This is a genomic window from Enterococcus massiliensis (assembly GCF_001050095.1).
Lineage (GTDB): Bacteria > Bacillota > Bacilli > Lactobacillales > Enterococcaceae > Enterococcus_C > Enterococcus_C songbeiensis.
In genome coordinates this window covers 235,522-249,071 of sequence record NZ_CVRN01000006.1, presented here as the reverse complement: position 1 = coordinate 249,071, position 13,550 = coordinate 235,522, and the positions used below count along the sequence as shown (strand labels likewise).

Annotated in this window: 15 protein-coding genes; 3 read left to right on the top strand and 12 right to left on the bottom strand. The window is 39.6% G+C overall.

The features are described from left to right. Positions 1-601: 601 nt before the first annotated feature. Positions 602-1,984 carry a branched-chain amino acid transport system II carrier protein gene (gene brnQ / locus BN1875_RS05930; protein WP_048603931.1) on the top strand — a complete coding sequence of 461 codons (1,383 nt, stop codon included), beginning with the start codon at positions 602-604 and terminating at the stop codon, positions 1,982-1,984. 77 nt (positions 1,985-2,061) lie between these two features. Here brnQ and BN1875_RS05925 read toward each other — a convergent pair whose 3' ends face one another. The 7 genes from BN1875_RS05925 to BN1875_RS05895 all read right to left on the bottom strand — a co-directional run bounded on the left by BN1875_RS05925 (position 2,062) and on the right by BN1875_RS05895 (position 7,395). Further along, a complete protein-coding gene (locus tag BN1875_RS05925; RefSeq protein ID WP_048603930.1) occupies positions 2,062-2,985 on the bottom strand; it encodes an alpha/beta fold hydrolase in 924 nt (307 codons plus the stop codon). 27 nt (positions 2,986-3,012) lie between these two features. Then, entirely contained in the window at positions 3,013-3,951 is a 939-nt protein-coding gene (locus BN1875_RS05920; RefSeq protein ID WP_048603929.1) for a 2-dehydropantoate 2-reductase, read from the bottom strand. A gap of 149 nt (positions 3,952-4,100) precedes the next feature. Beyond that, on the bottom strand, positions 4,101-4,397 hold the full coding sequence (locus tag BN1875_RS05915) for a hypothetical protein (RefSeq protein WP_048603928.1): 297 nt from the start codon (positions 4,395-4,397) through the stop codon (positions 4,101-4,103). 188 nt (positions 4,398-4,585) lie between these two features. Continuing rightward, on the bottom strand, positions 4,586-4,864 hold the full coding sequence (locus BN1875_RS05910; RefSeq protein ID WP_048603927.1) for a hypothetical protein: 279 nt from the start codon (positions 4,862-4,864) through the stop codon (positions 4,586-4,588). 333 nt (positions 4,865-5,197) lie between these two features. Further along, positions 5,198-5,479: a hypothetical protein gene (locus BN1875_RS13815; RefSeq protein ID WP_048603926.1), complete on the bottom strand. Its 282-nt coding sequence runs from the start codon at positions 5,477-5,479 to the stop codon at positions 5,198-5,200. Beyond that, positions 5,472-5,771: a helix-turn-helix domain-containing protein gene (locus tag BN1875_RS13810; protein WP_082147252.1), complete on the bottom strand. Its 300-nt coding sequence runs from the start codon at positions 5,769-5,771 to the stop codon at positions 5,472-5,474. Before BN1875_RS13810 ends, BN1875_RS13815 begins: the two co-directional genes overlap by 8 nt. Positions 5,772-5,988: 217 nt before the next feature. Continuing rightward, the gene (locus tag BN1875_RS05895) at positions 5,989-7,395 is read right to left on the bottom strand and encodes a C69 family dipeptidase (RefSeq protein WP_048603925.1); all 1,407 of its coding nucleotides are present in this window, start codon (positions 7,393-7,395) and stop codon (positions 5,989-5,991) included. Positions 7,396-7,574: 179 nt separating this feature from the next. Here BN1875_RS05895 and BN1875_RS05890 point away from each other — a divergent pair, with 179 nt between their 5' ends. Then, positions 7,575-8,312 carry an NADPH-dependent oxidoreductase gene (locus BN1875_RS05890; RefSeq protein WP_048603924.1) on the top strand — a complete coding sequence of 246 codons (738 nt, stop codon included), beginning with the start codon at positions 7,575-7,577 and terminating at the stop codon, positions 8,310-8,312. 35 nt (positions 8,313-8,347) lie between these two features. On the opposite strand, the gene BN1875_RS05885 is transcribed toward BN1875_RS05890, so the two are convergent. Beyond that, the gene (locus BN1875_RS05885) at positions 8,348-9,673 is read right to left on the bottom strand and encodes an FAD-dependent oxidoreductase (protein ID WP_048603923.1); all 1,326 of its coding nucleotides are present in this window, start codon (positions 9,671-9,673) and stop codon (positions 8,348-8,350) included. Between the two features lie 162 nt (positions 9,674-9,835). On the opposite strand from BN1875_RS05885, the gene BN1875_RS05880 reads away from it, so the two are divergent. Beyond that, the gene (locus BN1875_RS05880) at positions 9,836-10,186 is read left to right on the top strand and encodes a hypothetical protein (RefSeq protein ID WP_048603922.1); all 351 of its coding nucleotides are present in this window, start codon (positions 9,836-9,838) and stop codon (positions 10,184-10,186) included. A 57-nt stretch (positions 10,187-10,243) separates the two neighbouring features. Here BN1875_RS05880 and BN1875_RS05875 read toward each other — a convergent pair whose 3' ends face one another. Genes BN1875_RS05875 through BN1875_RS05860 form a run of 4 tightly spaced genes read right to left on the bottom strand, consistent with a single transcriptional unit; the run spans position 10,244 to position 13,510 of the window. After that, positions 10,244-11,140, bottom strand: coding sequence for a sensor histidine kinase (locus BN1875_RS05875; protein WP_048603921.1), 897 nt, complete (start codon positions 11,138-11,140; stop codon positions 10,244-10,246). Between the two features lie 12 nt (positions 11,141-11,152). Next, the gene (locus BN1875_RS05870; RefSeq protein ID WP_048603920.1) at positions 11,153-11,812 is read right to left on the bottom strand and encodes a response regulator transcription factor; all 660 of its coding nucleotides are present in this window, start codon (positions 11,810-11,812) and stop codon (positions 11,153-11,155) included. An 8-nt stretch (positions 11,813-11,820) separates the two neighbouring features. Continuing rightward, a complete protein-coding gene (locus BN1875_RS05865; RefSeq protein WP_048603919.1) occupies positions 11,821-12,600 on the bottom strand; it encodes an ABC transporter permease in 780 nt (259 codons plus the stop codon). Then, complete coding sequence (locus tag BN1875_RS05860) at positions 12,575-13,510, bottom strand: ATP-binding cassette domain-containing protein (protein ID WP_048603918.1); 936 nt, start codon at positions 13,508-13,510, stop codon at positions 12,575-12,577. Before BN1875_RS05860 ends, BN1875_RS05865 begins: the two co-directional genes overlap by 26 nt. Positions 13,511-13,550 lie beyond the last annotated feature (40 nt).

Sequence of the window (13,550 nt, the reverse complement as noted above, 5' to 3'; positions counted from 1 at the left end):
CCCCTTAATTATTGTTAGCGGTAACAAATATGACTATTTTTATTTAAAAGAGATAGTTTAGTGGATAATAATAGGATTTTATTTTTAAGAAATTAAAAAAATTAAAAACGCAACCGGTTTCGTTATTTTGCTTAATTTTTTCATTACACGTTGACAAAATAAAAATATTTCTAAAAAAACTCTTGCTTTTTTTCAAAACGGGGATTATTATTACTTCAACAAATTCATATCATAAAGCAACGAGGAAAACAGTAGCTATTCAGGGATTTATTTTTAGTGAGTCATGACAGTGAAAAATGACAATAGATCGAGTAGACGAACATCATTTCTGAGCCAATGTCGAAAATGTAGAGCATTGTGGCTGCCACCATTATCAGGCTAGCGGATAACTTTTAAGCGTCCGTGAAATGAGCGATAGTTTTTTTAGCTATCAAAAAGGTGGTACCGTTCTAGCAATTAGAGCCCTTTTCCCAATACTGGGAAAAGGGCTTTTTAATTTTTTAAAGGTGGTGGTTTTCATGGAAACGGACATTAGTGACATTCGAATTTATCCGCAAGGCACTGATTTAACTATTATTTATATTTATCGGAGGAATTATTTATGGAAAAAACAAAGAAGCACTATTCATGGAAACAACTGCTGGTGGTCAGCTCATTAATCTTTGGGATGTTTTTTGGTTCAGGAAATTTGATCTTTCCAGTCCATCTTGGTCAAATGGCGGGTGAACATTGGTTGAGCGCAGGCGTCGGCTTTGCTATCTCTGGCGCACTCTTCCCACTTCTGGCAATCTTAGCGGTTGTTGTCACAAAAAGTGATGGTCTTTATGATTTAGCCAAGCCGGTAGGAAAATGGTATGCTGCTTTATTCTTAGTTCTCGTTCATTTAACAATCGGTCCGTTCTTTGGAACACCAAGAACGGCTGCCACAGCGTTTGAAATGGCAGCAAAACCTTTCTTACCTGAAAAATATACAACCGTCGGAATGCTTTTATTCTCCGCCGCTTTCTTCGGACTTGCTTATTTCCTAACGGTGCATCCAAGTCGCTTGGTAAAATATGTCGGAAAATATTTAAATACAATCTTCTTAGTCCTATTAGCAGTAGTTTTTGTGATTGCATTAGTCAACCCAATGGGTGCTTTGGATCAAGCCGCTGATGCAGCTTACAAAACAAATTCTTTAACAAACGGTGTTTTGGAAGGTTACAATACAGTCGATGCCGTCGCTTTATTAGCACTGAGTGTTACCTTCGTCCATGCAGTTCGAGATCTTGGTTTTAAAAACAAGCAAGTAACAGAATTAACTGCTAAAGCCGGAACACTTAGCGTCCTGCTTGAAGTTGTCATCTATTTTGGTTTGGTTCTCCTAGGGGCAATGAGTTTGAATCAACTGTCATTATCCGATAATGGTGGTACCGCACTTTCTCAAATCGTCACTCACTACCTTGGTAATTTCGGAACAGTCTTTTTAGGAGTGTTGGTTACTTTAGGTGTATTTACTACCGCAATGGGCTTGGTTGTTTCATTTGCCCAAGATTTCAATAAACTATTTCCAAAAGTCAGCTACATGTTTTGGCTGCGTTTAACCACCGTAATTTCTTTTGTTGTGGCAAATGCTGGATTAGATAATATCATCCAATGGTCATTGCCAGTCTTAATGCTTTTATATCCATTGTCATTGGCACTAATCTTACTTTCATTAACTGCAAAATTTTTCCAAACAAGTCCCGTGGTGTATCAAGTAACTATGTTGTTTGCCGCAGTACCGGCTGTTTTAGATATGTTGGCAAGTTCACCAGCATTGGTCAGCCAACAATATGTCGTTGCAAAGGTATTGGAATTCTATCATCATTACGTTCCATTTGCTTCACTTAGCTTAGGCTGGGTCGTACCAACCCTTGTCGGCTATGTTGCCAGCTTACTTTTCTATTATGTTCGCCGCACAACAGTTTACAAAGGCGTCACTAAAGAGACCGTCAGCGAATAAAAAACAGTACTCATAAACAGGAAGCACAACAGCCAAACTGCCGGAAATTATTTTCCAGTATTTGGCTGTTGTGCTTTTTATGCGCCGTATTTTGCGAACCACTCCGCTAGTTCTTGGTAAATTTCCTGACGATTGGTTTCATTCAATAGTTCATGTCTCCCATCCGGAAGCAAATGTAATTGAATCGGTTGTTGCCAACATTTTTCTAGTAGCCGTTGCAAAGCAATAATACCTTTGCCAAAATTTCCCACGGGATCTTCTTTCCCGGAAATCAGCAACACAGGAAAATCCGGTACCCCTTGCCGAATTTTTTTTGGATCACCGGCATTTTTTGTCAAACGAAACAAATCGTGATAGGCTTGCGTGGTAAAAATAAATTGAGTTTTTTTATCGGCTAAATAACGGTCCACCATTTCAGTATCTCGACTCAACCAATCCTTTGGGGTTCGTGCCGGCCGAAACCGACGATTGAAGCCGCCAAATGCAAGTCGATCCAAAAATTGAGACGGATGTTGTTTGCCTTGAAGTACCATCAGCACTTTGCTGAGCAACAACGCCGCCTGCATTTTTATTTGTGATGAATGATTGGTTCCCATAAGGATTGCACCGCTAATTTCTGCTGTCGGATATTGCTGCAAAAAATTTCGTAAAACTAAAGAACCCATACTGTGCCCCAAAATAAAATACGGTATCTCTGGAAACCGATTACGATAGGTTTGATACACTGCCGCAGTGTCAGCTACCAAATATTCTGCGCCCTTTTGATCACCAAAATGACCAAATTCTTCGGGAGTTGATGAAAAGCCATGCCCTAAATGATCGTGTCCTACAACTGCGATTCCCTGTTCAACAAGAAATAAAGCAAATTCTTCATATCGAATAATATGCTCCACCATTCCGTGAATAATTTGAACCACCGCCTTTGGTTTTTCCTGCGGCAGCCATAAAGCAACGTGTAGAAAGTGGCGGCCATCTGCAGATTGCAGTGTTTCTGTCTGCATGTTCGTCCTTCCCTTCTGTCTTTTTTCCTATTTTACCCCTAAAAGTTCTTCTTTGCTATGAATCAGTTGGGTTAAAAAATTACAGTAGGGTGTAGGAATGCCGTATTTTTTTCCTTTTTTGGCAATTGCCCCGTTGATATAATCAATTTCTGTTGCTCGTCGATTTTTGATTAAATCTTGATGCATTGAAGGATAATGCAAGCCGATAGTTTCTGGATCATAACATTTTTCCACGTAAGCAACGGTTTCTGAAATATCCAGTTGAATATTTTCAGCTGCTGCTACGTTTGAAAATTCCGTTACGATGGCTGTGACCATCTCTTTAGCACCCGTCGTCTGTCCCAATTCGTACATATTGACATCCAACAAGGTACACAAGCCGTTCATTGTGCCGTTGACACAGGCTTTTTGATAAATAGCATGGCGGATATTCTCAGAATAAGTAGCGTTTAGTTTTGCAGCAGATAAAACGTCTGCCAACTCTTTTGCAGCTGCCGCTTGTCCGACTGCTAAATTTTGCAGTGTAACCGATCCTTCGCCAAAAAGCTGAACTTCTCCCGGGCCAATCAAACCTGCCGTCCAAATCGTATTGCCGATAAAAATCTGCTCTCTCGGAAGATAATTCGCCAACGTGTCTTCGTGTCCGATTCCATTCAGAAGACAAAGTACGTTGGTTTTTTCCTGAATCATTGGTTGAATTGCCTGCATCATTTCTGCCAACTGCATTGCTTTCGTAAAAACAAGAATCAAATCAGCTGAAAAGGCCTGATCGATATTTTTCTGTTCCACGATTGGTAAGTCCACCCTGATTTCTTCACCATTATAATTTGCTTTTAATCCATGTTGCTTGATCTGCTGCACATGTTCTGCCCAGCCATCCACCAACAGTACCTCATTCCCTGCTTGTTTCAACATGACAGCAAAGCGACTGCCCATTGCACCCACACCAGCGATTACGATTTTCAAAAGAATGCCCCCTCAATAAAAGTTTCCTGGATTCATTCTACTTGGAACAACCGCCGAAAGCCATGACTGAAACTTCAACCACTGGTATTATTCGTATTTTTTAATCAATAATTCGTTATAAATTAATGATTTGTGATAAAACAGGTTTATTATCCACAATATTCAGCAATTGGGGAGTAATTTAAAATATTGATTTTTCGATAAAAATCGGCAGGCAATTGCTTCCACATCCGTAACAGCTTTTGCAACAAACTGCTTTCTGCCTTGATCAAATATTCGCTGAGAATCAATCCTTTTGATTTTTCAGGTTTTTCTTGAACCAAACGTTCATATTCATTAAAGGCATTCTCTTGATTTTCCGCTACGAATAGTTTGCGTACTTCAATGTAACTACCCTCGATTTTTTCGGTTTCTTCTATAAAGTATATGGATTTGATCTCTTTCATATTAAATCCTCCTCTTTTGTTTACAGGTATAGCATAGAGAAGTTTTATTAACTGAAAGTTAAATCTCGTCCTTTTTTTATAACTTTTGAAAAATTTAAAAAACCGCCAATCAATAGATCAGCGGATTCCTTGCTCTAAGCGAGTATAGTATTATGTTACTTTCAGTAAATAACTGCCTTCTTATCTAGCTACAGAAAAACGGTTGGAATAAATTGAAAAATCGTGAATAAGATGCAGACAATATAAGCCAACAATACCATGTTCCAAAGATTAGCAGTTTCCCATTTTCCTTTTTCGCGCTTTTGATAGGCAATCACTAGCATTGCAATCGTCACTAGCATGACTATTAATGTTCTTGATAGTGAGAAATATTTAAAGAAAGGCATATTCACCGTGACTCTTGGCAGCAAACCATAGAAAAGAATGGCAACATATATACCTAAAGGAAATTTTTTCTCTGTTTTCATACATACACCTCAATCACTTTATACGATTTAGGAACTATTACATGGTCAACAGGAGAACTTCCTATCGACTACCAAATTAATAAGATTTCGTAGTCAGATTAAGACTTAAAAACGGGATAGCTAGAGTTAATTTTCCTGATACTTTAATTATACATCTTAAATAAAGCGTTCTCAACAGGAGATAGAATATTATTTTATCAATAGAATAAAATAATGCTTTCATATTTTGTTTCAAAATTTTCTGTCTCTTATGGAGCTATAGAAAAGTCATGGTGAATAATCTAACAATAAACCATTATCGATAAAAAGTCTTGTGTACCTCTTCTAAATCTACTACCCAGCAACCTCATCCAACTTTTCAATGGAACGAGTGATTAACTCTGCGTGGATATCCTGATATTTCTTCAGATACTCAAGAATATTTTCTTTGTATTCCGTTGACCAGCTTGCTTTAGGTTCAATCAATTCTCCTTGTTTATTCGTATTAACGTAAACCTGTTTATTGAAATTGGCATCATTCTCGGGAGAAATGCTTACACCGATTTTGCCATCATGATCAATGGTAATAAAAAAATCTTCTTTATTTGTTACTATGGAAAGTTTTTGTTCATCCAATGGAAAACCAACCCAGCCCGTCGGCAAGACCAATCAACACATATTTGTAGATTCTTCCGTTTTTTATTTTTTTGGTTGTATCTTTTGCCATTTCTTTGTCCTCCCGTAATAAATGATCTAGGGAGATACCGAATAAGTCGCTAATAGCAATTATTGTCTCTAAATCGGGATAGTTTCGCCCAATTTCCCAACTGGAAATCGTAGGTCTGGAGACATTTAACAATTGTCCAAGCTGTTCTTGTGTCCATCCTTTCTTTAGTCTTTGTTCCTTGATTTTATCCCCAATGTTCACAGTATCCCCTCCAAAATAATTATTTAGGAAAACGGTGTGAAAGAAAAGCTATAATTCCTACCATCCTCATAAATTGCATGATACATATCGTATCATGTTGCTATTACAGGCTTTTTAAAAAAAATTTGAGTGTATCTATCAATGATATCTTACCCCTTTACCAAAGAATTTTTAAGTAAAAAAAGAACACCGATTCCTCGATGTTCTCACGTTAAACTTAATCTCCTAAATTAAAGCGTAATTTCATTTGATTGGCACCTTTGGCAATCATCTTGCCAATCATGGCCGTTGTTTTTTCAAGAGAAATTTGTGCCAGCTCGTCGTTGACCTTCGCCAAATAATCCGTAAGGTTCTCTTGTTTCATTGCTTCTTGATCGGCTGAAAGCTGACGATAACGAAAAGCCGCTACTGTTTCTTGTTCAAAAGAATCGGCAATGTCACTGTATAAATCATAGTTGGCATCTCCCAGCAAGGCGGCAGTACAACTCAACCAGTACATATTTGTCAAATCACAGGTGTCCGTGGTATTTCGGTAACAAGCAGGTGTCTTTTCAACATTGCTGTAAAAAGGAACGACGGAATTGAACGTATTCGGTCCAAAGGCCAGCCAGTGAATTCCGGCAAGCGCCTCCGGTACATCCTTACGAATTTGCAAAATATGCAATTCATGATTCCGGTTGATACCGATTGGACGAAATCGTTTCTTCTCTGTTTCCGTTCCCGTACCATAAGGATCATAAGGCGTATCTTGATAATGAGAACTCAAAACCCACTTTACATCTTCAATCGTGATTTTTTGTTTAGGGTAGCAAATAAATGGCAGATCCTGATCGGTTGGTTCAATTTCTGCTGCGGGATCAAAATATTTTTGTCCATACCATGCCCTTGGATTATTGTAATGGTTGTCTTTAATGGTCGCACTCCCAAAGATATGCCGTAAATTAACTCCTTCAAAATCAGGATTTAGGTGATGTTTTTCGATCAAATCTGGCAAATCTTTTGCGTAAAGAACATCGGCTGAATCAAAATCATAGTGATCGATATTCATGCGATTTGGAGCAATCACGTAAGCATCATCTGGAATTCGAATCGCTGCCCAATGATGTCCACCAATCGTTTCCAACCACCAAATTTCTTCCTTATCAGAAAAAGCAATGCCGTTTGGTTCGTACGTACCAAATTCTTCCAGCAATGCTCCCAAACGCAGCACGCCCTCCTTAGCACTGTTGATATAAGGCAAGACAATTGTCAGCAAGTCTTCTTCTCCGATTCCGTCGGTAACATAGGGATCAATCCCTAAAACTCGGGAATTTGTCGTGATGGTTTCCGTAGCAGACATTGCAACATTTTTGCTATTGATTCCTGATTCTCCCCAGATGCCGATTTTCTCTTCGTCTGCGTCTGGTGTTGAAGTATAACGCAAAGGATTATCCGGCAACTGAATCGTTACTTTGCTGATTTTTGATTGATAGGTTCTTGGTTGTTGGTCTGGCGTAATTACGACAAATTTTTTAGGACCCAGCGCAACAGAACCGTCTTCATTGCGGGCAATCATCGTGGAGCCATCAATACTTGCATTTTTACCGACTAAAATCGTCGTGCAGGCACTCTTGAATTTTTTCATGGAATCTTCCTCTCTAAATTTCATTGACAAAACAAGTGTAATCCTAAATACAAAAGAAGGAAACAAAAAATTCTTATAAAACCGGATGATTGGCATTCTGCCCATTTTCAGCTAAGATAAACAAGGAAAAAGAACTTGATTCCTACAAAATAACTAGTATAAAAACGAGGCGAATAGCAATGGATTTGTATACATCATTTATGGAACATACTTCGGTGCGTTCTTTTCAAGAAAAAAAAGTACCCGATTCTCTAAAAGAAAAACTGATTGCCGCTGCTCAAAGCGGATCAAGCTCTAATTTTGTTCAAGCCTATTCAATAATTGAAGTACGTGACCCGCAAAAACTAGCAACCATCGAAGCAATTGCCAACTGTCCCGGTTATGTAACTGGCGCAGGTGTCTTTTATGTTTTTGTTGCCGATTTGAATCGTCACGCACAATTATTGGCACACCATCAACGAGCAACGGCTATTTCTAATCTGGAAACCATGGAAGCCTTGACCGTAGCAATCGTCGATACAACCATCGCCGCACAAAACATGGCGGTATTTGCAGAAGGCAACGGGTTAGGCATCTGCTACATTGGCGGCATCCGAAACGATTTGTTTCAACTGGCAGAATTGCTGGATTTACCAAAACACACTGTGCCGCTTTTTGGTCTTTCTATTGGTTACCCCAAAATGCGAAATCAGCCAAAAAAAAGATTGCCTACCGCTGAAATTCTCAGTGTGGATCGCTACCAACCAGTAAACTTTGAACATCTGCAAGCCTATGACGAACAAACTGCCGCTTACTATGCGAAACGGACAACCAATCAGCAACAAACCTCATGGTCAAAAAAAATGCTGGCATTTTTTTCAGAGCCACGTCGTTTGGAAACCAGCGAATTTTTGAAGAAGCAAGGATTTCATTGGTAAAAGATAAAAAAAACCGCGAATCTGCGGTTTTTTTGCTAGTTTAAAACATCATTCAATGCTTCTGCCATTGTGGGATGGGTGTAGATTTGATCTCGTAAAATAGTATACGGTAATTTGGCATTCATTGCTAGAGTAATCAGATTGATGACTTCGTGAGATTCTTCGGCATAAATTGAAGCTCCTAGAATCAGATTGGTGGTTGTATCGACAAGAATTTTAAAAATTCCCCGTGGATCTTCCAACACTTGGGCTTTCGGAACACCAGCACTCAATAATTGATACACTTTATAAACGTACCCTTGTTCTTTTGCTTGAGCTTCCGTCAAACCGACCGTAGACAACGGTGGGGTTAAGAAAACCGTATAAGGAACATTTTTGCGGTCACTGACTTTGCGATCTCCGGTATGAACTATTTGATCCGCAATGATTCGGTAATCATCAAGGGAAATATAAGTGAATTGCAGTCCACCTTTAACATCACCGATTGCCCAAACATTCTCCACCGTCGTTCTCAAATAATCATCCACAACGATTCCGCTTTTTTTTACTGCAATTTGGGTATTTTCCAGTCCCAAATCAGCAGTATTGGGGTGACGTCCGGTTGCTGCAAGGATTAAGTCACCCTCTAAAGTATGCTGTCCATCTTTTTCATACCTCACCTGAACGCCTTCTGCTGTGTCGGTGACTTCTAAAAGTTTGGCACCTAATTCAAAGCGAATCCCTTTTTCTGTCAAATCATGAAAAATCATCTTCGCAATGTCCGAATCTTCTCGAGGAATAAAGGTTTCGTGGTTGTCGATGACGGTAACTGTTGCACCATAATCCGCAAACATGGCGGCAAATTCTAAACCAATATAGCCGGCACCAATGATTGTTAAGCGTTTAGGTAAAACCGGCAGCTCCATGATCTCTTTTGAAGTCACAACCCGACTGCTTTTCGTGATTCCGGGAACTTCCGGCAAAATTGGAGTCGAGCCGGTATTGATAAAAATCCGTTCTCCCGTTAACTTGCGAATTTCGCCATTTGTCATGGTCACTTCCAAATCATGATTGGCTGTAAACCGGGCTTTTCCCGTCCAAACTTCAGCTGTTTTTTCGTCAGCAATCATATGAAAGTTTTTATTTCGTAAACGTTCCGTCAAATCTCCCCGTTTGGTAACTGCTTCTTCAAACGGAACTTTGCGATTGCCATTAACGATCAACGATTTCGATGGAATGCACCCGATATTGATACAAGTCCCCCCATACATTTGCTTGGATTCTTCGATCATCAGCACTTCTTCTCCATGCTTCGCCAGTGTTTTAGCTAACGTTTTTCCTCCTTTTCCAAAACCAATAAAGACATTTTTATATGTTGTCATCCTGATCCCTCGCTTTCTATGCCTATTCTACCGAGAAACATTTTTTTCGGCAATTAGTTGCCTTCCATTCACCGGCTTTTCATTTCAGCCAATCATTTTCCTTTTCTCGTCACGGCTTTTCCCGTACACTAAAAGAAAGAGCTTTAGAAAGAAGGGATTTTAATGGTACAGAAGATTCAATTAGAAAATAGTACTTTGACAGCAGAGGAAATTTTGGCGGCAGTCGGTGGGCAATTGGATTCCGTTGTTTCACTTACAAATGACCAAGGCTTGGATGTCACGGTCTTAACTCAAGAATCATGGGAACATTTATTGTCTTTATTAGATGCAGCTCAAGCAGAAGGCTACCGAATCCAACAAGAATTTCCAGAAGAAATTCTTCGAGAAGTTGATGCCCCTGAACCGCAGCAAGCAACTGGCTGGCGAACGGATGTCCCGGAAAAACTTCATCCTGCTCCTGATTTCAAATTAGAAGCCGGCGAAATTCCTACAAGTGATGATATTTTAGACTGATCTCAAAGCAAAAAGCAGTAAAACTCGTTCTCATTGTTGAACGGATTTTACTGCTTTTTATCTGATTTTTGGAAAGGATAAATGTAAACAAAATAAATTATCCTTCATTTCAGCGGTCATTTTTCCGCCCATTTTTTCTGTCATGGTTTTGGCAATCGTTAAACCTAACCCACTGGCGGCATTGGTTCGACTAGCGTTTCCTGTATAAAAGCGATCAAACACTCGTTGAACATCCAGCGAAGAATCCTTCAAATCATTTTCAATTCGTAAAAGAACCTGCTCCTCCACCGTTACCGAAATAACAATTTGCTTTTTCGCATAGCGCAGACTGTTTTGAATGATATTTTGTACAACACGCGTGTACAGTAGCGGATCACCTAAAATCCACGTTTCCGGCACATCCTCTGGAAACTGTACCACCAACTGACCTTCCACAAATTGTTCATAATAACTAATAAATAATTCTTCCAATAGCTGATAGCTGGAAAACCGGACTTGTTGGATTGGCTGTTGGTCCAATTCGATTCTTGCTAATTCATAAAAATGTTCATTCATTTCAATCAATCGGTCGACCGATTTGCGAATATTTTGCAAATAGTGCTGCTGTTTTTGCGGATCAATTTCTTTTTCCATCAGTTGTGTGTAACCACTGATGGCTGTCAACGGGGTTCGCAAATCATGAGACAAACCCGTAATTGCTTGTTGCAAATTATTTTCCAATTGTTTGCTGTGAATACTTTGTTCTTCATAATAAGACACTAATTGATTGATAGACTCGACAAGCTGCACCAATTCTTTTTCGTGAAAATCAACTGCCACTCGACCGCCATGGGAAGCATGTTCCGGCAGCTTCTTGATTTTTTGCCGCAAACGTCGCAGTTCTCGTTTAAGACTGTAAAGATAGCTCCCACCTAGCAGTAAAAAGATTCCAATGATACTTGCTATTCCCCACATCTCACTGACTCCTTAATCAAATTTAAAGCCTACGCCCCAAACCGTTTTGATATATTCTGCGCCAGCTTGATGCAGCTTTCCTCGTAGATTGCTGATATGCACATTGATGGTTTTTTCGCCGGCAAGAAAAGGTTCCTGCCAGACAGTTTCATAAATGTTGCTGCGGCTGAATACCTTTTTGGGAAACTGTAAAAAGAGCAGTAAAATTGCATATTCTCTAGCAGTCAAATGCAAAACAACCTCTTTTACTCGGACTTCCCTCGTCTCCAAATTAATAGAAAGCTCTTGATAATGTAACATCTGCCCCTTCGTTTCCTTCGTCGCATGCCGTAACTGAATTTGGATTCGTGCCAATAGTTCGTATAAATCAAACGGTTTGACCAAATAATCATCGGCTCCAGCTTTCAGCAGGGCAACTTTTTCTGTTAAGTCATTTTTTGCGGAAATTACGATGACTGGCAAAGAGGACTGCTGACGAATCCATGCCAACACCTCTTCCCCATTTAATCCCGGCAACATCAAATCCAGTAAAACCAAATCAAAATTTTCCTGCTGAAAACGTAATTGACCCTTCGTTCCAGAATAGGCACTGGTCACTTCATAATCAGCCAGCAATTCTTTGAGTATCGTTTGAATTTCTGCATCATCTTCCACCAATAAAATCTTGGTCATCTGCTCACCTACTTGATATCTGATCGTTTAAAAAAGAAAATCCCTATTCCTGATGATACCACAATCGTGAACAAACTAACGAAAATCAACCACGGAAACCGAGCAATTTCTGCCGGTTGTGTAAAGCTGGAATAAAATAGAAAGGTTCCAGTGATCCAATCCAGTAAAAATTGAGTAGCCGGACTTCGTTGCAACAAAGAAGGCAAAAAAATGATTCCCAAAATATACAGCCAATTCCAAATCAAGGAAATGCCGATGTTCTTCGTAATAAAAGAAATCATGACAAAAACTGCGACATTTGCCAGTATCAGCAAATAAATCGTTAAAAAGACATTGATGCCATAAAGAAAATAGTTATCGATTCCTTCCATCGAACCAAAACCAAAGAAAATTGTAAAACAGATCACCTCTAAAACCGTCAATACGACACAAGCAATCAACGTCACACTAGCCAACGTCACACCCTTTGCAAAATAAAAATGACTGCGGCTGCGACCAATCGATAACGCATTACGGATTGTTCCCTGCTGAAATTCTTCATTACCAAAAAAACTAACTAACGCGGCAAGAATAAACAAAACAATCTCACTGTTTTTTGCTACGCCAAGCACACCGGATGCACCATTCGTTACTAAATCCTTTACTGGTTCCAACACGACACCATATCGGGTTTCCACCCAACTATTGATTACTTGAAATATTGGAATAAACACAAAAAGTCCAAGAACCAACCATAATTTTCGACTTTTCAATAGTTTTAATTTATCGGCTCGAAGTAAGTTTGTCATGTTCGTTTCCCTCCGTAAGTTCCAAGAAATAAGTTTCCAGATTTTGACGGGTCACCCCGATGCGCGTGACCGGTATATCAGCCAACACCAGAAGTCGATTGAGCTGTGCTACCCGATCATTTTGTTGATAAATATGGATTGTCTTTTGATCCACCACTTTATATGCAGTGATTTTTTGTGCATCCAAAACCACCAGCGCCTTTTGAACAACTGGCGTTTCCAACTCGATGTACTGCCGACTTTCTTGCTGTAATTCTTCCTTTGTCAATTCTTTGATCAGTCGTCCTTTGTGTAAAATTCCATAATCTGTGGCAATTTCTGCCAACTCATTCAACAGATGGCTGGAAAGTAGGACGGTAATACCTTTTTCAGTCACTAACTGCTGAATGATCTCTCGAATCTCAACGATTCCGGATGGGTCCAGCCCGTTTGTCGGTTCATCTAAAATCAAAAATTCTGGATTTGTAATCAATGCCATTGCAATTGCCAAACGTTGCCGCATCCCTAAAGAAAAATTTTTCACTTTCTTTTTACCAGTATTTTGAAGATGCAGTAGCGTCAGTAAGTCAGAAATCTGACTTACTCCGACCCCGCCATTTGCTGCCTGTACTTGCAAATTTTCCATAGCGGTCAATTCTGGATACAGGGCGGGCGATTCAATTGATTGTCCCATTTGACGGCGTGCCTGTTGCAACCCTTGCTTGTCGGTTCGTCCAAACAATTCGATTTCCCCTTCATCAATCGCAATCAGGTCCATGATTGCCCGCATAAAAGTGGATTTCCCGGCGCCATTTTCGCCGATCAAGCCGTAGATTGCACCGCGTTTGATTGCAATGGACACATTATCCAATGCTTTGATTCCTTGATATTTCTTAGTAATATTGGTTGTTTTCAATACCAATTCCTGCATAGATTTCTTCACTCCTTTTTTTGTAGTTTATCGAAGAAGC